20 protein-coding genes are annotated in these 21,785 nt (G+C 55.3%); 11 read left to right on the top strand and 9 right to left on the bottom strand.

Going from position 1 to position 21,785, the window contains the following annotated elements:
- Positions 1-104: 104 nt before the first annotated feature.
- On the top strand, positions 105-1,997 hold the full coding sequence (locus tag WFK85_RS08160) for a potassium transporter Kup (RefSeq protein ID WP_008459275.1): 1,893 nt from the start codon (positions 105-107) through the stop codon (positions 1,995-1,997).
- On the opposite strand, the gene WFK85_RS08155 is transcribed toward WFK85_RS08160, so the two are convergent.
- Positions 1,994-2,575 carry a TetR/AcrR family transcriptional regulator gene (locus tag WFK85_RS08155; protein WP_336707384.1) on the bottom strand — a complete coding sequence of 194 codons (582 nt, stop codon included), beginning with the start codon at positions 2,573-2,575 and terminating at the stop codon, positions 1,994-1,996. The two genes, WFK85_RS08160 and WFK85_RS08155, sit on opposite strands and share 4 nt — an antisense overlap.
- Before the next feature lie 41 nt (positions 2,576-2,616).
- The gene (locus WFK85_RS08150) at positions 2,617-4,122 is read right to left on the bottom strand and encodes an MFS transporter (protein WP_336707385.1); all 1,506 of its coding nucleotides are present in this window, start codon (positions 4,120-4,122) and stop codon (positions 2,617-2,619) included.
- A 189-nt stretch (positions 4,123-4,311) separates the two neighbouring features.
- Here WFK85_RS08150 and WFK85_RS08145 point away from each other — a divergent pair, with 189 nt between their 5' ends.
- The gene (locus WFK85_RS08145) at positions 4,312-4,926 is read left to right on the top strand and encodes an alpha/beta hydrolase (RefSeq protein ID WP_336707387.1); all 615 of its coding nucleotides are present in this window, start codon (positions 4,312-4,314) and stop codon (positions 4,924-4,926) included.
- A gap of 97 nt (positions 4,927-5,023) precedes the next feature.
- On the opposite strand, the gene WFK85_RS08140 is transcribed toward WFK85_RS08145, so the two are convergent.
- Positions 5,024-6,058 (bottom strand): AI-2E family transporter, encoded by a 1,035-nt coding sequence (locus WFK85_RS08140; protein ID WP_008459267.1) that lies wholly within the window; start codon positions 6,056-6,058, stop codon positions 5,024-5,026.
- Between the two features lie 253 nt (positions 6,059-6,311).
- On the opposite strand from WFK85_RS08140, the gene WFK85_RS23620 reads away from it, so the two are divergent.
- From WFK85_RS23620 to mrdB, 6 genes are all read left to right on the top strand, one after another.
- The gene (locus tag WFK85_RS23620) at positions 6,312-6,410 is read left to right on the top strand and encodes a protein YdgV (protein ID WP_442892170.1); all 99 of its coding nucleotides are present in this window, start codon (positions 6,312-6,314) and stop codon (positions 6,408-6,410) included.
- A 105-nt stretch (positions 6,411-6,515) separates the two neighbouring features.
- Positions 6,516-6,893: a multidrug/spermidine efflux SMR transporter subunit MdtJ gene (gene mdtJ / locus WFK85_RS08135; protein ID WP_157141423.1), complete on the top strand. Its 378-nt coding sequence runs from the start codon at positions 6,516-6,518 to the stop codon at positions 6,891-6,893.
- Positions 6,880-7,209 (top strand): multidrug/spermidine efflux SMR transporter subunit MdtI, encoded by a 330-nt coding sequence (mdtI, locus tag WFK85_RS08130; RefSeq protein WP_008459264.1) that lies wholly within the window; start codon positions 6,880-6,882, stop codon positions 7,207-7,209. Before mdtJ ends, mdtI begins: the two co-directional genes overlap by 14 nt.
- 133 nt (positions 7,210-7,342) lie before the next feature.
- On the top strand, positions 7,343-9,496 hold the full coding sequence (locus tag WFK85_RS08125) for a bifunctional diguanylate cyclase/phosphodiesterase (RefSeq protein ID WP_336707389.1): 2,154 nt from the start codon (positions 7,343-7,345) through the stop codon (positions 9,494-9,496).
- 192 nt (positions 9,497-9,688) lie between these two features.
- The gene (locus WFK85_RS08120) at positions 9,689-10,330 is read left to right on the top strand and encodes an ATP-dependent Clp protease proteolytic subunit (RefSeq protein WP_008459260.1); all 642 of its coding nucleotides are present in this window, start codon (positions 9,689-9,691) and stop codon (positions 10,328-10,330) included.
- A gap of 134 nt (positions 10,331-10,464) precedes the next feature.
- Positions 10,465-11,577 (top strand): peptidoglycan glycosyltransferase MrdB, encoded by a 1,113-nt coding sequence (mrdB, locus tag WFK85_RS08115; RefSeq protein WP_166992799.1) that lies wholly within the window; start codon positions 10,465-10,467, stop codon positions 11,575-11,577.
- A gap of 51 nt (positions 11,578-11,628) precedes the next feature.
- Here mrdB and WFK85_RS08110 read toward each other — a convergent pair whose 3' ends face one another.
- The 4 genes from WFK85_RS08110 to WFK85_RS08095 all read right to left on the bottom strand — a co-directional run bounded on the left by WFK85_RS08110 (position 11,629) and on the right by WFK85_RS08095 (position 16,117).
- Positions 11,629-12,435 (bottom strand): trypsin-like serine peptidase, encoded by an 807-nt coding sequence (locus WFK85_RS08110; RefSeq protein ID WP_008459256.1) that lies wholly within the window; start codon positions 12,433-12,435, stop codon positions 11,629-11,631.
- 294 nt (positions 12,436-12,729) lie between these two features.
- Positions 12,730-13,155: an acid resistance repetitive basic protein Asr gene (gene asr, locus WFK85_RS08105; protein WP_008459254.1), complete on the bottom strand. Its 426-nt coding sequence runs from the start codon at positions 13,153-13,155 to the stop codon at positions 12,730-12,732.
- Positions 13,156-13,307: 152 nt separating this feature from the next.
- On the bottom strand, positions 13,308-14,792 hold the full coding sequence (locus WFK85_RS08100; protein ID WP_336707392.1) for a carboxypeptidase M32: 1,485 nt from the start codon (positions 14,790-14,792) through the stop codon (positions 13,308-13,310).
- 74 nt (positions 14,793-14,866) lie between these two features.
- Positions 14,867-16,117, bottom strand: coding sequence for an MFS transporter (locus tag WFK85_RS08095; protein WP_008459250.1), 1,251 nt, complete (start codon positions 16,115-16,117; stop codon positions 14,867-14,869).
- 99 nt (positions 16,118-16,216) lie between these two features.
- On the opposite strand from WFK85_RS08095, the gene WFK85_RS08090 reads away from it, so the two are divergent.
- The 3 genes from WFK85_RS08090 (at position 16,217) to bioD (ending at position 19,281) form a co-directional block, all read left to right on the top strand.
- The gene (locus tag WFK85_RS08090) at positions 16,217-17,119 is read left to right on the top strand and encodes a LysR family transcriptional regulator (protein WP_336707393.1); all 903 of its coding nucleotides are present in this window, start codon (positions 16,217-16,219) and stop codon (positions 17,117-17,119) included.
- A gap of 125 nt (positions 17,120-17,244) precedes the next feature.
- The gene (gene mlc / locus WFK85_RS08085) at positions 17,245-18,462 is read left to right on the top strand and encodes a sugar metabolism global transcriptional regulator Mlc (protein WP_166992787.1); all 1,218 of its coding nucleotides are present in this window, start codon (positions 17,245-17,247) and stop codon (positions 18,460-18,462) included.
- A 123-nt stretch (positions 18,463-18,585) separates the two neighbouring features.
- On the top strand, positions 18,586-19,281 hold the full coding sequence (bioD, locus tag WFK85_RS08080; protein WP_008459243.1) for a dethiobiotin synthase: 696 nt from the start codon (positions 18,586-18,588) through the stop codon (positions 19,279-19,281).
- Here bioD and clcB read toward each other — a convergent pair.
- Positions 19,234-20,526, bottom strand: coding sequence for a voltage-gated ClC-type chloride channel ClcB (gene clcB / locus WFK85_RS08075; protein WP_166992784.1), 1,293 nt, complete (start codon positions 20,524-20,526; stop codon positions 19,234-19,236). The genes bioD and clcB overlap by 48 nt on opposite strands.
- Before the next feature lie 96 nt (positions 20,527-20,622).
- Positions 20,623-21,768 (bottom strand): osmoprotectant ABC transporter ATP-binding protein OsmV, encoded by a 1,146-nt coding sequence (gene osmV / locus WFK85_RS08070; RefSeq protein WP_166992781.1) that lies wholly within the window; start codon positions 21,766-21,768, stop codon positions 20,623-20,625.
- Between the last annotated feature and the right edge of the window lie 17 nt (positions 21,769-21,785).

The raw sequence follows: 21,785 nt of genomic DNA, 5'->3' as shown, positions 1-21,785 counted from the left end.
GAACCGTTGGGCCTTTTTTATTTGCCACTGTTTATCTTAAGTTTTTTATCCACCTCTATACTTTGTGATGGCAACAGCCAGAAAAATCACAGAAAGGACTGGACATGACAAACCTGTCGCAGACGGACGGCGCGGAAGCCTCCGGGACAACGCCGCATAAATTTATCCTCGCGGGAAGCGCCCTCGGCGTGGTGTTTGGCGATATCGGCACCAGCCCGCTTTATACCTTGAAAACGGTGCTGCTGTTATCCGGCAACGATCCGACCCCGTCGGTTATCCTGGGTCTGCTGTCGCTGATTATCTGGACGCTGATCCTCATCACCTCGGTGAAGTATGCGATGTTTGCGATGCGCATCGACAACCACGGGGAAGGCGGAATTATGGCGCTGATGTCGCTGCTGGTGGCGAGAGACAAAGGCTCGCGTTGGGTGGTGCTGGCGGCTTTATTGGGCGCGGCGCTGATCTACGGTGACGGAGCGATTACGCCCGCAATTTCAGTGCTCTCCGCCATTGAAGGGCTGAATATTATCCTGCCGGAGGCCGAAACCTGGGTGCTGCCAATTGCGGTGACGATTCTGGTACTGCTGTTTGCCGTGCAGCCTTTCGGCACGGCTAAGATAGGTAAAGTTTTCGGGCCGATTATGGCGCTGTGGTTTATTGCTATCGCCGGGCTTGGGATTTGGGGTATCGCGCAGCATCCGGCCGTGCTGCTGGCTATCAATCCCTTGTACGGCCTGCAGTTTCTCGTCTCTAACGGTTTTGTCAGTTTTATGGTGCTGGGCGGCGTGTTTCTGTGCGTCACCGGGGCGGAAGCGCTGTATGCCGACATGGGGCATTTCGGTAAAAAGCCTATCTGGATGGCGTGGTACGGCGTGGTCTTCCCGAGCCTGCTGCTGAACTATGCGGGGCAGTCGGCGCTGATCCTTTCCGGGGCCGATATCACCCAGAATATCTTCTTCCGCCTTTGCCCGCCGGCACTGCTGATCCCGCTGGTGATCCTTGCCACGCTGGCCACCATTATTGCCAGTCAGGCGATTATCACCGGGGCATTTTCGATGACCCGGCAGGCGATTCAATTGGGCTGGCTACCGCGCCTGCGCATTCGCCAGACGGCGGCGGAGAGCTACGGGCAAATTTATATCGGCGTGATCAACTGGCTGCTGATGGGCGTCACGCTGTTCCTGACGGTGTTCTTCAGGTCGTCTGAGAACCTGGCGGCGGCTTACGGGATTGCGGTATCTCTCACCATGCTGATGACCTCCGGGCTGCTGTACGTGGCGATGCGTCACATCTGGCAGTGGCGGCGGCTGACCAGCGCGCTGGTGGCGGGGGGCTTTTTGATCGTCGATACCTGCTTCCTGATCGCTAATCTGATCAAGGTACTGGAGGGCGGTTATATTCCACTGCTGCTGGCGGCGATTGTCTGCACGACGATGCTGGTCTGGCACCGTGGCGCGGCGGCGGCGTCCAGGGCGGTGAACGAAAAGGTGATCGATGTGAACACCTTCTTCGCCGCGCTGAAAGAGCGTGGCGTGCCGCGCGTGCAGGGTTCAGCTGTGTTTCTGACCAAAACGCGCAACGGTATTCCGCCGGTGATGCGGTGGCATGTGGCGCGCAACCACGCGCTGCAGGAGCAGGTACTTTCGCTGACCATTTCTATCATGAACGTCCCGCGCGTACCGGCTGGAGAACGGCTGGTAATTGTGGAGCAGGCACCGAATTACTGGCGCGGTATCGCCCAGTACGGCTTTATGGAAAGACCGCATATTCCTGAGCTTATGGCAAGACTGGGAGAGATGGCGTGTGCCTTCCGCGTGGAGGACGTGACCTACTATCTGGGCCATGAAACCATCGTGGCCCGTGAGGACGGGCAGGGGATGCCAGCCTGGCAGCGTAAGTGCTTCGCGTTCATGGTGAGAAACGCCACGCACGTGACGCACTATTACCGCCTGCCGAGCGACAGCGTGGTAGAGATCAGCCGGCGGATAGCAATTTAACCCGCCCGCAGGACCAGGCGAATAAAACTGTCGATGTCGTCCAGCGCCAGCTGCCTGTCGGCAGGGGCTGAGGCGACCAGCAGTTTGTCGGCATAACCGTTGAGCAGGGCGCTAAACTGGCGCGTAGCTCTGGCGGCATCCACCGCCTTAAACACGCCGGCCGCAATGCCGTTATCGACGATATCGGCCAGCACTTTTTCCCATTTTTGCGTCATCACCAGCGCGAGCTCGGCCCATACGCTGCTGTGCGCTGCCTGGTGCCACAGCGCGCCGTAAAGCTGCCAGACAGCGTCCGGCGCGTGAGGGAGATACGTGTGGATCAAGCGTTGCAGCTTATCTTCCGGGGAAAACGTGTTGGTTTCAGCGGTAAACTTGTGCAGATCGGCCATCAAAAACGCGGTCATTGCTTCAATGCAAAGCGTTTGCCAGTCGCTGAAGTAGTGGTAAATGTGGCTCCGTGAAATACCCACCCGCTCGGTGAGTTCGCGGGTGGTCACCTTTTCAATGCCTTTCTCAATGAACAGCTCAATGGCCCCGCTCAGGATTTTGCTTCTTAGCGTGTCCGGTGCTTCTTTCATGACGTTTCCACGGTTATCTGAATCGCTGATGGAGCATCTTATCAGTTTTTAACACGCTGGCTGGACAGCTTTTCCGGCTGGCGCAGCACATATTTCAAGATCGCGGTGCTGACGGCGACCAGCACGGCGGCGCAGATAATCACCGTCAGATAGGCATGGCTGAAGGCGTTTCGCGCCAGCTCTTTCAGCAGGGCGGCGCTTGCCGTGCTCATCGAGCCTGCAAGGTGCAGAGCCTCATCCAGACTGTCGTACGCGCTGTTTCCTGCCACCAGGCCTTCAGGCAACACCAGGCTTGCGCTGTAGACCGCGGTCATCAGGCCGCCCAGCAGCGTCACGCCAAGTACGCCGCCCATTTCCCATGAGACATCCTCAATCGCCGCGACCATGCCGGCTTTTTCTTCCGGGGCATTGAGCATGATGGATGTTGATGCGGCGGTAAACGCCACGCCGAGCCCAAGCCCGATGACAAACAGCGCGGCGAGCTGTGGCGTCAGACTGTAATCGGCTAGCAAAGCCATACCCGTCATACCCATCGCTGTCACCAGCAGGCCGAAGACCATAAGTTTTGCGCCTCCCCAGCGTGGCAGCACGACGCCGGCCAGCGGTGAAGCCAGGGCCGAGCCAATCGGAATAGGCAGAATCGACAGCCCGGCTAACAGCGGCGTCAGGCCCAGGACAAGCTGCAGGCGCTGGGTCAACACCAGCTCAATGCCGGTTAGCGCGATCATGGTGATAATCGCCACGCTAATGCCGCTGGCAAACATGCGGTTACGGAACAGCGAGAAATCGATCATCGGCTGGGCCGAACGCTGTTGGCGACGAACAAACAGCGTTAAAAAGACGACGCCAGCCAGCAAAGAGCCGGCTACGGTTAGCCACGAGGCATCCATCTTGCTGAGTTCCTTGAGCGCGTAAATCACGCCTACAAGGCCAAGCATAATCAGCAGTGAAGCGGTGAAATCACAGGGACGGTTGGCGTTCCCCGCATCCCGTGGGATCAAGAACCAGGCAAAAACGATAACCAGCAAGACGACCGGCACGTTAATCAGGAAGACCGATCCCCACCAGAAGTACTCCAGCAGCACGCCGCCAATAACCGGGCCAAGCGCCGCGGCGGCAGAAGCCACGGCAGACCAAATGCCGATGGCCAGCGCCCGTTCGCGCTCGTTGGTAAAGACCTGACGCACGATGGCAAGCGTGGCTGGCATCATCATCGTGGCACCTATAGCCAGAAACACGCGTGAAGCGATCAGCAGTTCAGCCGTGGGCGAGTAGGCCGCGCAGAGCGAAGCGAGGCCGAAAACAGGTAACCCGGACATAAAGAGCAGCTTGTGGCCCAGGCGGTCACTCAGCATGCCCGCGCCGGGTAGCAGGCCCGCCGCCACCAGCGGGTAGGCGTTAATGATCCACAGTTTTTCAGACGCCGTAGCGTTTAAGGCCTGGGTGAGCCTGGGCAGTGCCGTGTAAAGCACCGTCATATCTATAATGATCAGGAAAAGGGTGCTGGTCAGGATCGCCAGAATCAGCCAGCGGTTAGTGAAGCGCATGTTGAATGCCTCTAAAATAATCCAGGTTTGAGCGGTTGCTCAAGCGCGAAATATACTTGAGCGGTTGCTCAAAAACAAGCTCGGTATTGCCGCGTATTTAGCGGTGGTTGACTTGTTGTGAAGGGGGGGATCGCGATAAGGTAGCCGCCTGCGAGGATATTCATTCAGGTTTGAGCACAGGGCAGGGAAATGAAAAAACTGATCGTGATGTTACATGGGGTAGGGAGTTCCGGGGCGGATCTCGAAGGGCTGGGGCTTTTCGTCCAGCAGGTCATGCCTGAAGTGCTATTTGCCTCCCCGAACGGCAGCGAGCCTTTTGACGGCGGCGGCGATGCCTGGCAGTGGTTCAGCCTGGATGGCGTGACAGCACAAAACCGCCCGCAGCGCGTGGTAGAGGCCCGGGCCGCGTTTGATGCGAAGCTGGAAGCTATTTTTAAGCAGCATGACGTGACGCCGGGTAAAGATCAGGTCATTCTGCTGGGCTTCTCTCAGGGATCTATCATGGCCCTGGATGTTCTGGCCACCTCCCGTTTTCCACTGGCGGGCGTAGTGGCATTTTCCGGGCGTCTTGCTTCACCCAAACCGTATCACGTGGCGGCAGATGCGTCGGCGCTGTTGATTCATGGTATGGCGGATCAGGTGATTCCGTGGGCTGAAAGTGAAGCGGCTGCCGCGGCGTTAATTGAAGCCGGCGCGGAAGTTGAAACGCTGTTTGAACCCGGCGTGGTACATACCATTAGCGCGGATGGCGTGTCGCAGGCGCTGGGGTATATTGCGGAGCGTTTTGAGTTAGATCCGGAGTGATTTTTCCCTCACCCTAACCCTCTCCCAAAGGGAGAGGGGATAAAATATATTGCATGTGATCTTACCTCTCCCTCCTTTTGGGGAGAGGGCAAAATCTTCAGGACTTGCTCATATCACTCAGCAGCACCGCAATACTTTTCCCGCCTTCCGTTTGTTCCAGCGCAATCTTCACCGCAATCGTCAGCGGCACGGACAGCAGCATACCGACCGGACCGAGCAGCCAGCCCCAGAAGATGAGTGACAGGAATACCACCAGCGTAGAGAGCCCAAGCCCTCGGCCCATCATGCGCGGCTCCAGGATATTGCCAAACACCAGGTTAATCAGAAGATAACCCGCGACGACAATCAGGGCCTCGTACAACCCGTTAAATACCAGAACCTGCACCACCGGCGGGATGGCCGCCAGCACGGAGCCGATGTTTGGAATATAGTTGAGTGCGAAGGCCAGCAGCCCCCAGATAAAGGCAAAGCGGACGTCAAGGGCGGCAAGCATGCCCCATACGACAAGGCCGGTGACGATGCTGATGGCCGTTTTTAGCACCAAATAATGGCTGACGCTGTCCAGCGCACGCTGAATGGCGCCCATACCTTCTTCCGGGCGAGCCATCAGCTGCTGCAGCTTGCGTGGCAGTTGTGGGACCTCAATCAGCATAAACACCACGGTCAGCAGCAGTAAAAAGATAGACGTCATCGCGTTGGAAAGTTGCGTCAGCAGACCGGTAACCAGCGTCATCAGGGCATTAGGATCGACATACTTCATTAACTCATCGACAGAAACAGAAATTCCCGCGCGCTGCAGCCAGGGTTCAAGGGTTTTTAACGGCACCACCAATGAAGAGCGGTACTGCGGCAGGGTCCGCGCAAGTTCGTTTAGCGAAGTGCCGAGATAGGCCAGCAGCAGCACCATGCTCAGGATAATGACGACAATTACCAGGCTGATGGCCAGCACGCGCGGCACCCGAAGCCGTTCAAGACGACGAATTAGCGGGTTTAGAATAACGGCAATAAATAGCGCCAGAATAAATGGCACGATGATGTCGGCAGCCGCTTTAATACCCACCAAAATAATGACCAGCATGCCCAGCATGATCACGGCCTTCAGTGCTTTGAGTGTAATAATTGGTTTTGCCATCGTGGCGGGTTCTCCAATGTGCGGGCGGGGGAATAATACACCACCGTTAAAACAGGTGTCCCTTTATTACGTTATTTTAAACGTTAAAAACAGTTTGATACATTGTGTTTTTGCTGTCGTTTTGCGTAAAGGAGTGTAAAGGTCAGCCGCTAACATACCGAATTATGGTATAAAATCACCGTGTTTAACTACTGAGGACAATTTTCTATCCGCAACTGATGAGAAGCAACACCGCGGGTAAGTTGGAAATATTATGGACAATACGTTCAGCACTTCATTCAATCAGCATTCTGTTTTTATCACATCTACATCTTCACTTTCTGGTGAGCAGCACTGGCGCAACGCGCTATAGTCCCTTTCTTCTGACATTTTTTTCTGGTTTTCACATTTTCGCTTGCTCGTCGTGTGACGTGGCTTGTCGGTTTTTTGTATCTTTATTTTCTCTGTCAGGAGAGAAATCATGATTTATTGGGTTTTATTGGGATTAGCCATCGTTGCCGAAATTACCGGCACCTTGTCAATGAAATGGTCAAGCGTAAACGAAAGTAATATGGGGTATATTTTCATGCTGGTCATGATCGCGATCTCCTATATTTTTCTGGCGTTTTCGGTGAAAAAAATCGCCCTTGGCGTGGCATATGCCATGTGGGAAGGCATCGGTATTCTGTTTATTACCGTCTTCAGCGTCATGCTGTTTGATGAGTCCATTTCACCGCTAAAAATACTTGGCTTAACTACGCTGGTTATTGGTATTGCGCTGATTAAATCGGGTACGCGAGAGAAAAAATCACGCCCGGTGATATCAGAGAAAGGGGAGCATCATGCAGTCGTTTGAGTGGGTACACGCCCTGTGGCTAACGTTAGCCATTATTCTGGAAATCGTCGCCAATATCTTTTTAAAACAATCTGATGGTTTCAAACGCCCGATTTACGGTGTGCTGTCTCTGCTGGCCGTGCTGGCCGCGTTCAGCGCCCTGGCTCAGGCCGTTAAAGGCATTGAGTTATCCGTCGCCTATGCGCTCTGGGGCGGGTTTGGTATCGCCGCCACCGTGGCCGCGGGTTGGATCCTCTTCGGCCAGCGCCTTAACCGCAAAGGTTGGGTTGGACTAAGTTTGTTGCTGGTAGGGATGGTTATTATCAAAATTGCCTGATCCATCACGCTGCCCGTTAATGATTCGGGCAGCGCTTTCCTCAGGGTGTATTACGCTTATTTACGGTAAAAGCACTTCTCTAAATCAAAAGCCTAAAAACCTTCACGTTATTTCACTTAGAAGAGAGCTGAAATTGCGTAATCCTCTTAGCTGGAAAAGCACGCCCGTTGCTGGAGCCCTGTTTGCCATGGTGTTTATGGCAGGTATCGGGCTGATCGTGTCTATTATCGCGCTCCTCTACCTTTCACTTCACCTTATTAGCAGTAAAACCAATGAGATAGACGAACACCGAAGCGCCCTGTCGGTACAGGGGGCAATACAGACTTCGGTCAACCGCGTGTGGGCGTTGGTTATTGATAATGCGGTCTGGGACGATGCCGTGAATCAAGTTTATCGCCCTGAGCTGGACGTTAACTGGCTGTATAACACCTGGGGCGCGGGTTACAAAATCAATAACCTCTATGATGGCGTGTACGTGCTGGATGAAGGGTTCAATGTGCTTTGGGGCTCGTTTCGTGGGCAACGCGTAACGGGGCAAAACATTTCTCAACTTGGGAAGGGGTTTGCGTCCCTCGTCCACCAGAACGCGCAAACGCTTAAAGACGACAAAAAAATTTTTGCCGGGATCACGCAAACCGAGAGCGGCGTTTCGTTTATTGGCATTGGGCTGATTCGGCCCATGTTGGGGCGGCTTCAGGTTCACGACGCCACGCGCCGTTACCTGGTGATTGGCCGTCAGATTAATAACTCAATGCTAAAAGAGCTGGGAAACACGTTTCAGATTGAAAACCTACGCCTGACGCCTACGCCATCTGATTCTTCAAGTGTCCCGCTGAACAGCGCCTCCGGTGAAACGCTGGGATACCTTAGCTGGCAGCCGCGGCTGCCTGGAGCAGAGGCGGCCCGCGCCGCTTCGGCAGATATTATGCGCATTACGATGCTTGCGGCGGTGCTAATCCTGGTCTTTATCGTCATCAGCAGTCTGGGGCTGTACAAGCTGGCTCGAGGTGAAAAGCAGGCGAGAAATATCGCGTTAACCGACTGGCTCAGCCATTTACCTAACCGACGAGCGCTCATCGAGCGGCTGGAAACCATCAGCAAACGGGGAGATAGCGACGAAAAAAGCGTGGTATTTATCGATCTCGATGGTTTTAAGGACGTGAATGATATTTACGGGCACGATAAAGGCGACCAGTTAATCGTGACCATTGCTCATGCTCTTCGCGATCGCGTGCCACCAAACGGCATGCTGGTGCGCATGGGAGGGGATGAATTTGCCATGATGATCGGCGGGGAGAGGGCCGGGGAACACTCAGCCGCCTTCGCGGGTTCAGTCCTGGATTTTCTTAGCCAGCCTGTCCCCGTGGGAGAAAGTACCCTTCATATTAGCGCCAGTATCGGAATAGCTTCGGGCTCGCTGGTGGATTGCAGCAGCTCGGAGCTGTTCCGCCGGGCCGATATCGCTATGTATCACTCTAAAATTACCGGAAAAGGTCGCACGACTTATTATGATGCCGCGTTGAATAACGTTCGCGAGCGCCGTTTAACCATCGAAAATGACATTCGCGCGGGCCTTCTACGGAATGAGTTTGAGGTTTGGTACCAGCCGATTATGGATGCACGTAGCCAGGCGATGGCCGGTGTGGAAGCGCTGGTACGCTGGCCGCGTCGCCCAGGAGGAGAACTGTTGCCAGATGAGTTTATTCCCGTGGCTGAAACGAGCGGTCTTATCTATTCGCTCGGATTGTTTGTGCTCCGCCAGGCGTGCTGTGATTTAGCTCCCCATGAGGATCTGCGGCTGTCGGTAAACATTTCTCCGGCGCAGTTCCGCGACCCGGAATTTGAAGACAAGGTTGCCCGGGTGCTACAGGAAACGGCGTTCCCGGCGCAAAGGCTTGAACTGGAAGTGACGGAAAGCTATGTGCTGGAAAACCCGGAGCGCGCCCTGACGGCAATTCGCAATCTTAAGTCTCAGGGCACGGCGGTGGCGCTGGACGATTTCGGCAACGGTTATTCGAGCATCGGCTATTTGCGCCGTTTTAACTTTGACACCATCAAAATAGACAAGTCCCTGGCCGGACTGGTGGACCGCGATGAACAAGCGCTGGCGCTGGTGAATGGAACGGTACGTATTGCCACCGCGCTGGGGATGGCAGTGACGGCGGAGGGCGTGGAAAACGAAGAGCAGCTCAAGCTGCTTGGCCGGGCAGGCTGCGACCGGCTGCAGGGCTATTATTTCAGCCCGCCTAAGCCGCTGGAGGTCATTTTGGCGCTACGCCCGGCGTAGTGGGCTATTAAATTATGGGTTAATATTCCTGCTATTACAGAGGGTTATTTTATTTTTTAAGTTATTGGGTTTTTTCTTTTCAATATTAACTCTTTGTTTAATTACTGGTTATAAATCACCTTGCTTTTGCAATCCCATGTTATAAGCTATGAAGAAATGGAATGTTAAGTTGAGTTTATCAAGGAGAGACATGTGAAAGCCGCAATACACCTGATCATTACAGTGTTAATTTCGTATTCTTCATTTGCTGCAGCGCAGCCAGTGGAAGATAAAAATAAAATAGCCAAAATTTATTATACCGGAGAAATGCAACCTTCCGCCGTATCGAGGCTGGTCAGCGCTTTTGATGAAGTTAATAAAAATAATGATGTAGAAAGAATTTATCTCTACATCAATAGCTATGGCGGTGATATGGATGCGGGCTTGATGGCCGCCGCTGCCGTCAGAAGCTCTGCTATCCCCGTAACAACCGTGGCTATGTCCACCGTCGGCTCTTCAGCAACGATCATGTTTTGCGCCGCAGACGACAGGCGCTCATTGCCTGAAGGCAGCCTGTTCCTGCACCCGGCCTCTATCTCACATCAGGGAGATGTCAGGCCAGCAGATGTGGCTTATCTTGAAAAAGAAACACGTCGTTTCAATGAGATGTTTAAAAAAACGTATCGGGCATGTACAAAACTTGATGATGCCAAAATAGCCGAGATACTGCATAGCGAGTATAACCTTACAAACTATTCTCCCAGTGAAGCAATGGCCATAGGGTTAATATCCTCCGTGGATAAAAAAATAATTCCGGCCACCTACAGCTACGCTATCACCAGCAGCTCAAATTAATAGTCAAATATTACCGGGTAAACTATCGGGTCATGATGTGGATATAGAAATAACGCTGAGGGCAATCCGCTAGTTTGTCCCGTGAATATATCAGGAACCATGCCTGAATTACCTTGTGGTGGCAGAGGTATTACATGGAAAATATTCATCAGAAAAGAATGTTTTGGCTAAAGATGCATCTTGATGCTTCGCTGCTGCTGTTGATTATGCTGCTGCTTGCCTACAGCGCGTTTGTGATGTGGAGCGCCAGCGGCCAGGAGCCTGGGATGATGGAGCGCAAAGCCGGGCAGATAGCGATGGGACTCATCGTGATGATCGCCATGGCGCAAATCCCTCCTCGCTTTTATGAAAGATCCGCCCCCTGGCTCTTTGCCCTGTGCGTGATTTTACTGCTAATGGTGGATAGCATCGGGCAAATCAGTAAAGGGGCTCAGCGCTGGCTGGATCTCGGCGTTATCCGCTTCCAGCCTTCTGAAATCGCAAAGATTGCCGTCCCGCTGATGGTGGCGCGGTTTATCAATCACAATCCCTGTCCTCCATCGCTAAAACATACCGCCATCGCCCTGGCGCTGATTTTTGTTCCCACCTTGCTTATTGCGATGCAGCCCGACCTCGGGACCGCCGTTCTGGTGGCCACATCCGGTCTTTTCGTGTTGTTCCTGTCCGGCATTAGCTGGCGGATTATCGCCGCCGCTGCCGCGCTAATTGCGGTGTTCATTCCGGTGCTGTGGTTCTTTCTTATGCATGACTATCAGCGTGAACGCATCATGATGCTGTTGGATCCGACCCGCGATCCGCGTGGGGCGGGCTATCACATTATTCAGTCAAAAATTGCTATTGGTTCTGGCGGTATGGTAGGGAAAGGCTGGCTGCACGGCACACAGTCGCAGCTGGAGTTTTTACCGGAGCGGCACACCGACTTTGTGTTTGCCGTTCTGGCGGAAGAACTGGGCTTTATCGGCATTTTAGTGCTGCTGGCGCTGTATCTGCTGGTGATTATGCGCGGGTTGATCATCGCCGCTCAGGCTCAGACGCTTTTTGGCCGCATGGTTGTCGGCAGCCTGATACTGATTTTGTTCGTTTATGTGTTTGTGAACATCGGTATGGTCAGCGGAATCTTGCCGGTAGTAGGTGTTCCGCTGCCGTTAATAAGCTACGGAGGCTCGGCGTTGATCGTGCTAATGGCCGGGTTTGGCATCATTATGTCAATACATACGCACCGCAAGATGATGTCAAAAAATGTTTAGCTGCCGGGCAACCGTTATTGCTACGGTGCCCGACGGTATCGGGTTGAGCGCTTATTGTGCCAGCGCTTCCAGTCTGTCGCGGAAGCCGGTGACTGAAATGGCGCGGTTGTCAGCTCTGTATCTGTCTTTAGCTGCCGGGGCGGAACTTTGCACCGCAATCAGCTGCCAGCCCTGATCGGTTTTCAGCAACAGCGGTGAACCGCTATCGCCGGGGAGCGTATCGCACTGGTGCGACAGCACGGACGCTTGCGCCCAGCCCGTCACCAGACAGTTGCTGTGGGTATACAGGTCGTCGAGATGATCCAGCGGATAGCCGGACTGCGTCACTTTACGATCCTGCGCCTTTAATGCTTCGGTTAGCGCGTCTTTGTCGCCGGTAAACAGCGGCAGTGGCGTGATACCTGAAGGCGGATTACGGATAATAATCAGGCCAAAATCGTAAGGCGCTGCGTTAGACGGAACCAGCCACCCGTCACCGTCCGGCTTAAGGCGGCGACCGAGGGACTTGTCCACGCGGCCTTCGATATCATGTATCTCATAGCGCCATTGCCCTTTGTGGGAAATAAAGCGCAGGGCGATGGCTTTGTCTGCCTTACCACGCGGCGGCTGCAGCAGGCAGTGCCCGGCAGTTAAGGCCAGATGCGGTGAAATCAGGGTGGCGGTACATAAGTTGCCGCTGGCGGTTTCCAACTGGCCAATGGCATCCCAGGGGGCGTCCTCAGGGTTGGTCACGCGAATACGGTCATCTTTGCCGAAGAACAGTGTTTTAACGTTCGCCGGGCTGTCGTCTTCGTCCGCGTGAACGAGTTGAGGTAAAAGGATCAATGCTCCTAAAAACAACACAACACTTTTGCGCATAGCTCTCTCTGAAGGGGCTAATAATTATGGTTTTTATAGATGCAGTAACTATAGTCGGAACGGACCGAAAGTGGGAGTGAAAACAGCAGACTACGCTATCAGAGCCAGAAGCTCAGCGTAATAATACCGCAGATGATCAGCAGGGCGAGGATTAACTCGAAACTGTAGCGTCGCAACATTATCCGCACTCCAGAAATAAGTACGTGCTAAAGGCTGTGCCTTATTCCTAATAAAACACCCGGCAAGCCGGGTGTTTATGTAAACGCTTCAAGCTAACGGGTCGCCCCGTTTAACTTATGCTGCTGGCTGTGCAGCTGGTTTAGCAGCGGCTTTGTGATGTTTTTTCACGTGTTTTTTAGCAGCCTGAGCTTTCTGTGCAGCTGGTTTTACTGCTTTTTTGTGGTGTTTTTTAGCAGCCTGGGCTTTCTGAGCAGCTGGTTTGGTTGCTTTTTTGTGGTGCTTTTTAGCAGCCTGAGCTTTCTGCTCGGTGGCTGGTTTAGCGGCTTTTTTGTGTTTCTTTTTAGCAGCCTGAGCTTTCTGAGCGGCAGCTTTTTTGTGTTTCTTGTGATGCGTTACTTTTGCAGCTGGCGCTTTAGCAGCAGGAGCAGCAGCGGTGGTTGCTGGAGCAGCAGCTGGAGCGGTAGCGGTGGTGTCAGCAGCGAAAGCGGCAGAAGACAGACCCATAGCAGCGGCAACAACCAGAGCTAATACTTTTTTCATTTCGACATCCTCGAATTTGTTTGTGTGTCAACCCCACTGCGGGGCCGTTGAAATGAACTATAGGCTGGGGAATCAAAGTGTTCAGTGAGTGATTGGTATCGGCATGTAACGTAATGTACAACGCCGGGTACAGACGACCCGGCGTGAGGGGATTACAGGTAACGTGATTCTAAGTGTTTGCGGAAATACAACGGGTTAAGATCTTCTCCGGTGGCGTTGGTTATCAGCTGTGAGGTGGTGAAACGGCTGCCGTGCTGCCAGATATTTTGCTTCAACCAGTCAAATAAGGGGGAGAAATTCCCGCTGGCGATCGCCTGCTCCAGGTCCGGCAGCGCGCGTGATGCCGCGCTAAAGAGTTGCGCCGCGTACATCGCGCCCAGAGTGTAGGACGGGAAGTAGCCGAAAGCGCCGTCAGTCCAGTGAATATCCTGCATACAGCCGTGGCGGTAATTGCCTTCGGTGGACAGGCCCAGCCAGGACTGCATCTTCTCATTCCACAGCGCCGGAATGTCATCCACCTCGATATCACCGTCGATCAGCGCCCGTTCAATTTCATACCGCAGCACGACGTGCGCCGGGTAGCTCACTTCATCGGCATCGACGCGAATATAGCCGCGTTCCACCTGCTGGTTGATGTTGATAAAATTGTTCAGCTCGAATGCAGGCTGCGGACCAAAACGCTCAATCACTTTGGGTAACAGCAGTTTCAGAAACGGCGCGCTGCGCCCAAGCTGCATTTCAAAGAACAGGCTTTGGGATTCATGAATGGCGGTAGAACGCGCCAGCGCAACGGGCTGGCCGAGCCATTCCCGGGGCAGGTTTTGCTCATAGCGGGCGTGGCCGGTTTCATGAATCACGCCAAACAGCGAGCTGAACATCTCTTCTTCGTTATAGCGAGTCGTGATTCGCACATCTTCAGGCACGCCGCCGCAAAAGGGATGCGCGCTGACGTCAAGGCGGCCGCCGTTAAAGTCAAAGCCGAGCAGCGCCATGGTATCCAGCCCGAGCTGGCGCTGGGTTTCGGTGGCGAAAGGGCCCTGTGGTGTCAGCATTTTTTCTTTGGATTGCTTATCAACCACCTTCTGGAGCAGATCCGGCAGCCAGCCGCGCAGATCGCCAAACAATACGTCGAGCTTGGCGCTGGTCATGCCGGGTTCATAGATGTCCAGCAGCGCATCATAGCGGGAAATGCCTTTTGCCTCTGCGCGCAGACGTGCCTCTTCGCGGCTGACGCGAACGACTTCCTTCAGGTTCGCGGAAAAACCCTGCCAGTCGTTCGCCGGGCGCTGGGTACGCCAGCCGTGCTCGCAGCGCGTACCTACCAGTGATTTCTCTTCTACTAACGCATCCGGGAGCAGCACCGCTTCCTGGTAGTGGCGAGTCATTTCACGCAGGTTGGCACGCTCCACATCGTTCAGATCTTCCTGAGCTGCGGCCTGGAGCAGGGTGGCAATTTTCTTGTCGGTCAGGATCTGGTGCTTAAGCACGCTGAGTTCAGCGAGAGCCTCGCCGCGCGCCTGGCTACCGTTAGCGGGCATCATGGTGGACATGTCCCAGCCGGCAATGGCTGACAGATGATCAAACCGGGACAGACGCTGGAAGGTACGGGTCAGGTGATTATAGTTTTGCTTTTCCATATGGCCTCGTGAACAGGTTGTTAACGCCAAAGAAAATAGCATTAAGCTTGCCTGAACACGAGAGCGGCAGCAGGTTAGTGCGCCTTATGGTGCAAACGGGTGGCAACCAGCAGGGCGACCAGCAGCAGCGAGCCGATAAACGCCGCCACGCCGTTCCAGCCAAACTGGTGCCAGAACACGCCGCCAAGGGTACCCGCCAGGCTGGAGCCCAGGTAATAGCTGAACAAATACAGCGAAGAAGCCTGGCCTTTGGCCCGACGTGCGCGTGGCCCAATCCAGCTGCTGGCAACCGAATGGGCGGCAAAGAAACCGGCGGAGAACAGCAGCATCCCGGCAAAAATAACGATAAGCGAGGAGAAAACGGTCAGCGTTAAACCAAGGAACATAATGGCCGTGAAGCCAATCAGCACGGGACCGCGGCCATATTTCGCGGTCATGGCGCCTGCTTTAGGTGAGCTCCATGTCCCGGTCAGATAGGCGACGGACAGCAGGCCCACCACCGCCTGGCTCAGAAACCATGGGGCTTCCATCATGCGGTAGCCAATGTAGTTAAAGAGGGTGACAAACGCCCCCATCAGCAGGAAGCCTTCCGCAAACAGCAGCGGTAACCCCTGGTCCCGCCAGTGCAGGCGGAAGTTAATAAACAGCGTTTTAGGGCGAAGGCTGGAGGCGCGAAAATGCTGCGACTGCGGCAGAATCTTCCAGAACATCAGCGCTGAGGCAAGGGCAAAACAGCCGATAGCCGCGACGGCCACGCGCCAGGTAAAGAAGTCGGTGAGTACCCCGGTGATCAGGCGGCCGCTCATTCCGCCGATTGAGTTCCCGCTGATGTACAGGCCCATCGAAAACGCCACCACGCTCGGGTGCATCTCCTCGCTGAGGTAGGTCATGCCCACGGCAGCAACGCCGCTAAGGGAAAGGCCGATGAGCGCGCGCATGATCAAAATGCCGTGCCAGCTGGTCATCAGCGTTGACAACAAAGTACAGCAGGAAGCCAGCAGCAGAGCCGTAACCATGACCTGTTTACGGCCAATGGCGTCCGACAGCGGGCCGGTAAACAGCAGCCCGATAGCCAGCATGGCGGTAGAAACCGATAGCGAAATACTGCTGCTTGCCGGGCTGACGCCAAATTCATGAGAGAGCACCGGTAAAATAGGCTGGACGCAATAGAGCAGGGCAAAGGTAGCCAGCCCGGCGGAAAACAGCGCCAGCGTGACGCGCATAAACTGAGGGGTACCGCGTTTGATATAGCTGACAGAAGGGGCAGACCGGCTTTCGTCAACATCCTCTGTCGGGGCTGTGCTGACGGTAGTTGTACGACTCAAGGGAGATCCTTACGCAGGTGTTAACTTATTCTTTACAGAGTAGAAAAGTGTAAATGTTATGTCTAATATATTAATAATCTCAAATGATACTTTAAACATATGAACATAGAGCTGCGCCACCTGCGCTATTTCATCGCCGTTGCCGAAGAGCTGCATTTTGGCCGGGCGGCGGCACGGCTGCGGATCTCCCAGCCGCCTCTTAGCCAGCAAATTCAGATCCTTGAAGAGCAAATCGGCGCTCGCCTGCTGGCGCGCACCAACCGCAGCGTTAACCTCACCGCAGCCGGCCAGCAGTTTCTCTCTGATGCCAGGCAAATTCTCAGCCAGGTGGATGCCGCAGCCGCGCGTGCTGCCCGGCTGCATCAGGGCGAAACCGGCGAGCTGCGCATTGGCTTTACCTCATCAGCACCGTTTATTAAGGCCGTTTCTGACAGCCTGTCTCGCTTTCGCAAGCGCTACCCTGACGTGCATCTTCAGATGCGGGAAGTGAACACCCGGGAACAAATTGCTCCCCTGAATGAGGGCGAGCTTGAGCTGGGATTGATGCGCAATACGCGTCTGCCGGATACCCTGAACTGGACGCTCATCCTGCGTGAACCGCTGCTGGCGATGGTGCATCGCGATCATCCGCTGGCAGGCAGCCGTTCGATATCGCTGACACAGCTTGCTCAGGAGCCGTTTGTTTTCTTTGACCCGCACGTAGGTACCGGGCTTTACGACGACATTATTGGGCTGCTCCGCCGCTATAACATCGTGCCGTACATCACCCAGGAAGTTGGCGAGGCGATGACGATCATTGGGTTGGTGTCTGCCGGGCTGGGGGTTTCCATCCTGCCAGCTTCGTTCCAGCGCATTCGCCTGAGTGATGTGGTTTGGCTCCCCATTGACGAGCCAGAGGCACAGTCTGAGCTGTGGCTGGTCTGGCCAAAGCATCGGGAATTATCGGAAGCAGCGAAGCGAATCTCGGCGCTGCTGACCGAGGCCTCATGGGCGTTAAAATAGGCCAAATGTGGCGGGAATATGTGCGGTAAATCACAACCCTACGTAAATATTTGACGACCCCACTTGAAGTGTTTCACCATAGCCTAAAAGTTTATTTCGAAGCGCGAAAATAAAGGGAGTACCACGTGGTTGCTGATAGTCAACCGGGCCATATCGATCAGATTAAACAAACCAATGCCGGCGTTGTTTATCGTTTGATTGATACCCACGGTCCGGTGTCGCGAATCGATCTTTCCCGCCTGGCGCAGCTGGCTCCGGCCAGTATCACTAAGATTGTGCGGGAAATGCTTGAGGCGCATCTGGTACAGGAAACGGAGATTCAGGACCCCGGCAGCCGTGGTCGCCCCGCGGTGGGCTTAATGCTTGAAACAGAAGCCTGGCATTACCTCTCAATTCGCCTGAGCCGCCGTGAAATTTCACTGGGACTGCGCGACCTTAGCAGCAAGCTGGTGGTTGAAGACACGGTAGACTTGCCGACGGACGACCCGCAGCCTTTACTGGAACGCATCATCTTTCAGGTCGATCAGTTCTTTATTCGCCATCAGCAAAAGCTTGAACGCCTGACCGCCATCGCCATTACGCTACCGGGCATCATTGATACCGTTCATGGTGTTATTCATCGCATGCCGTTCTACGATGTCTGCGATATGCCGCTGGGCGAGGCGCTGGGCAATCACACCGGCGTCCCGGTCTTTATCCAGCACGATATCAGCGCCTGGACCATGGCTGAAGGGCTGTTTGGTGCTTCTCAGGGCGCAAGAGATGTGATTCAGGTGGTGATTGATCACAACGTTGGCGCAGGCGTTATCACCGATGGGCGTTTGCTTCACGCGGGCAGCAGCAGCCTGGTGGAAATTGGCCACACGCAGGTCGATCCTTACGGAAAACGCTGCTACTGCGGCAACCACGGCTGTCTTGAAACCATTGCCAGCGTCGAAAGCGTGCTGGAGCTGGCGCAGCAGCGTATGAGCCAGTCAATGGGCTCAATGTTACACGGCCAGCCGCTGAGCGTGGAATCCCTGTGCGACGCCGCGTTAAGCGGAGATCTGCTGGCAAAAGATATTATTATCGGCGTCGGGCAAAACGTGGGGCGTATTCTGGCCATCATGGTTAACCTGTTTAATCCGCAAAAAATTCTTATCGGTTCACCGCTTAACCGCGCCGCCGCCATCCTTCACCCCGCGATTACGGACTGTATTCGCCAGCAGGCATTACCCGCCTATAGCAGTCATACGGTGGTCGAAGGGACGCAGTTTGATAACCGAGGTACCATGGCCGGCGCGGCGCTGGTAAAAGATGCAATGTATAACGGCTCTTTATTAATTCGCCTGCTGCAGGGCTAATCTTCGGCCCTGATTCACCAAAAATTGCGCTATCTCAATCTGGCTACAGCGCCATTCTTTTAGACTTTCCCGCGTTAGTTTTTCTCTTTAATTATCTGGCTAGCATTACCTCGGGAGACAGCCATGCTTAAGCGTTTCTTTATAACAGGTACGGATACTGCCGTCGGGAAGACGGTGGTGTCACGAGCCTTACTGCAGGCGTTGTCGGCCAGCGGGAAAAGCGTCGTTGGCTACAAGCCGGTCGCGAAGGGCAGTAAAGAGACGCCAGACGGGCTGCGCAATAAAGATGCGCTGGTACTGCAAAGCGTCTCCACGATCAAACTGCCCTATGAAGCGATCAATCCTATCGCGCTCAGCGAGGAAGAGAGCAGCATCAGCCATCACGGGCCGATTAACTACTCGCTGCTGTCGAGCGGCCTGCAAAGGCTGGCCGACCAAATGGATCACGTCGTCGTCGAAGGCACGGGCGGCTGGCGCAGCCTGATGAACGATCTTCGTCCGCTGTCGGACTGGGTGGTACAAGAGCAGCTGCCGGTGCTGCTGGTGGTGGGGATTCAGGAAGGGTGCATCAACCATGCGCTGCTGACGGCGCAGGCGATTGCCAACGACGGGCTGCCGTTTATTGGTTGGGTCGCGAACCGTATCAACCCAGGCCTTGCGCACTACGCGGAAATTATCGAGGTGTTGAGCAAAAAACTGCCGGGGCCGCTGGTCGGTGAACTGCCGTACCTGCCCCGGGCCGAACAGCGTGAGCTGGGAGCCTATATCGACCTAACCCGGCTGCGTAGCGCTCTGACGGTAGACCGACTGCGGGCGTAGCCAGCGCGAAAGCGTGGAGGCTATCACGCAGGTCAGCAGCAGACCGGGGAGCAGCGTAAACTCCCCGGTCATTTCACAAATCATCAGCGTCGCCATGATAGGCGCGTGCGTCGTGGCCGCCAGCAAAGACGCCATTCCCGTCAGCCCCAGCAGGATCATCAGCGGTTCACCGCCGCCCCACAGGCCACAAACCTGGCCAAACAGCATGCCCAGTGCCGCCCCCATAAACAGCGTGGGCGTAAATACGCCGCCCGGTGCGCCGGAGCCGCTGCTTGCCATCACCGCCAGCAGTTTGCACAGCAGCACGCCACCGACAAACAGCAGCGCAGGCGGGCTGGAAAGAAACGACTGCACCACGCTGTAGCCGTTGCCCCATGCCGTCGGGGTGACCAGCGAAAGCAGGCCGACAATCAGCCCGCCGAGCGCCAGCTGCAGCGGCGGCGACAGCTTAAGTGAACGAAACAGCGTGCTGCTTCGCGCCAGCAGCCAGAGAATTAGCGGCCCGAGCACGCCCGCGGTTAAGCCGAGCAGCGCCATTAGCCCATAATGCGAAGGCTGAGGGGGATCAAGAAGCGTGACGATATACAGCGGAGCCTGCCCGCCGTTCAGCAAATGCGTCATCAACAGGGCGCTGACGGCGGCAATCACCACCGGCCCCAGCGAGGCAAGCATCAGTGAGCCAAACAGAATTTCCGCAATAAACAGGCTGCCCGCCAGCGGTGCATGATAGGCGCTCGCCATCCCCGCAGCCGCGCCGCAGGCGACCCACAGCTTCCACTCTTTGTCCGGAGTAAAGCGCTGGGCAAACAGCGAAGCAAAAACCGTTGCCAGCAGAATCATCGCCCCTTCGCGTCCTATTGCGCTCCCGCTGGCGACGACTATCAGCGAAGCGGCGGACTTCACCAGGCTGGACGGCACGTCCAGACGACCATCGCCGGTTTCGATGGCTTCCATATAGTCGGTGGGGGCAGAAGGGCGTTGGCGAGTGGCTCGTTGCCAGCTCCACAGCAAAAGCCCGGCCAGCAGGCCACCTGCGGCAGGCGTCAGGACGCGTCGCCAGGGTTCGAGTGCCGCAGCGGCTGCAACCAGGCTGCCGCCGTGATCGCCGAGGAAGACGTTTTCAAGCAGGTACATGGCCTGCCGAAATAGCCAGACCACCAGCGCGGAAGCCAGGCCAATGAAGACCGCAATCACCAGTCGGCGAAGCATCACTCTGATGTCAGGCAAGGCTTGTATTCGGTGCATAGCGCATAAGATGGCGAAAGAATGGCGCTATTGTGGGGGAGAACGTCGCTAAGCTCAAAGGAAAATGCGCCGCCACAAAGCAGCGCATAGGATTGATTAACTTTGTTGGATATTCAGCGCCCGACGGGTGCGGCCCGAGCTGAGATAATCGGCAATATAATCCTGCGAAATTTCGCCACTGTAGCGGCCATCTTCATCGGTGATCGGCATCCAGACCATGTTGTGCTCATAGAGCTTAGAAAGCACGATGCGCAAGTTTTCCTCCGCGCGGCCGGTGACGCGGAACGGGTGAAGGAGGTCGGTGCAAGTGCCCGTCGCGCCTCGCGCTTCACGCCGCTTAACGAAGCCAAGCGGTTTACCTCCGGCGTCAACGACGGTGATGGAACGCATGTCGTTGTCATCCATGGTGGCGAAAGCTTCCGCCAGCGGCGTGGATTCACGAGCCGTAATGGTCGGCTGCTGGTCGGTTACGTCTCCGGCCTGCACCAACAGGAGGCGCTTCAGCGTGCGGTCCTGGCCAACAAACGAGCCGACGAAGTCATTGGCCGGTTTCGCCAGCAGCTCGTCAGGGCTGGCGCACTGCACAATTTTACCCTGGCGGAAGACGGCAATCCGGTCGCCAAGCTTCAGCGCCTCGTCGATATCGTGGCTGACCAGCATTACCGTTTTCTTCAACTGGCGCTGCATCTCCAGAAACTCGTTCTGAATGGTTTCGCGGTTGATCGGGTCAACCGCGCCAAAAGGTTCATCCATCAGCAGCACCGGAGGATCCGCCGCCAGGGCTCGGATCACCCCGATACGCTGCTGCTGGCCGCCGGACATTTCGCGCGGATAGCGGTTGAGGAAGCGGTTAGGATCGAGGGCGACCATGCTCATCAACTCCTGGGCGCGTGCTTTACAGCGCGCTTTGTCCCAGCCCAGCATACGTGGCACAACAGTGATATTCTCTTCAATCGTCATGTTCGGGAACAGGCCGATTTGCTGGATAACGTAGCCGATATTGCGGCGCAGTGTGACGGAATCCAGATCGTTGGTGTCCTGGCCGTTGATTAAAATCTTGCCGCCGGTGGGTTTTATCAGGCGGTTGATCATTTTCAGGGTGGTGGTTTTACCGCAGCCGGAAGGGCCGAGCAGCACGCACATTTCACCTTCTGGCACGTTCAGGCTGACGTTGTCGACAGCGTTAAAAGTCTGCCCGTTTTTCTGTACAAATTGTCGCGTGAGGTTTTCAAGTTTTATCATTATCGGATCCTCTTTGG

Source organism: Cedecea sp. VD22 (assembly GCF_037150195.1).
GTDB lineage: Bacteria > Pseudomonadota > Gammaproteobacteria > Enterobacterales > Enterobacteriaceae > Cedecea.
Note: the sequence above shows the minus strand (reverse complement) of the source record. Positions and strands in the feature narration are given on the sequence as shown.

Bases quoted from the DNA above. Each gene is read 5' to 3' on its own strand.
- WFK85_RS08160 (WP_008459275.1), top strand. From the start codon at position 105: ATGACAAACCTGTCGCAGACGGACGGCGCGGAAGCCTCCGGGACAACG.
- WFK85_RS08155 (WP_336707384.1), bottom strand. From the start codon at position 2,575: ATGAAAGAAGCACCGGACACGCTAAGAAGCAAAATCCTGAGCGGGGCC.
- WFK85_RS08150 (WP_336707385.1), bottom strand. From the start codon at position 4,122: ATGCGCTTCACTAACCGCTGGCTGATTCTGGCGATCCTGACCAGCACC.
- WFK85_RS08145 (WP_336707387.1), top strand. From the start codon at position 4,312: ATGAAAAAACTGATCGTGATGTTACATGGGGTAGGGAGTTCCGGGGCG.
- WFK85_RS08140 (WP_008459267.1), bottom strand. From the start codon at position 6,058: ATGGCAAAACCAATTATTACACTCAAAGCACTGAAGGCCGTGATCATG.
- WFK85_RS23620 (WP_442892170.1), top strand. From the start codon at position 6,312: ATGGACAATACGTTCAGCACTTCATTCAATCAGCATTCTGTTTTTATC.
- mdtI (WP_008459264.1), top strand. From the start codon at position 6,880: ATGCAGTCGTTTGAGTGGGTACACGCCCTGTGGCTAACGTTAGCCATT.
- mrdB (WP_166992799.1), top strand. From the start codon at position 10,465: ATGGAAAATATTCATCAGAAAAGAATGTTTTGGCTAAAGATGCATCTT.
- WFK85_RS08110 (WP_008459256.1), bottom strand. From the start codon at position 12,435: ATGCGCAAAAGTGTTGTGTTGTTTTTAGGAGCATTGATCCTTTTACCT.
- asr (WP_008459254.1), bottom strand. From the start codon at position 13,155: ATGAAAAAAGTATTAGCTCTGGTTGTTGCCGCTGCTATGGGTCTGTCT.
- WFK85_RS08100 (WP_336707392.1), bottom strand. From the start codon at position 14,792: ATGGAAAAGCAAAACTATAATCACCTGACCCGTACCTTCCAGCGTCTG.
- WFK85_RS08090 (WP_336707393.1), top strand. From the start codon at position 16,217: ATGAACATAGAGCTGCGCCACCTGCGCTATTTCATCGCCGTTGCCGAA.
- bioD (WP_008459243.1), top strand. From the start codon at position 18,586: ATGCTTAAGCGTTTCTTTATAACAGGTACGGATACTGCCGTCGGGAAG.
- clcB (WP_166992784.1), bottom strand. From the start codon at position 20,526: ATGCACCGAATACAAGCCTTGCCTGACATCAGAGTGATGCTTCGCCGA.
- osmV (WP_166992781.1), bottom strand. From the start codon at position 21,768: ATGATAAAACTTGAAAACCTCACGCGACAATTTGTACAGAAAAACGGG.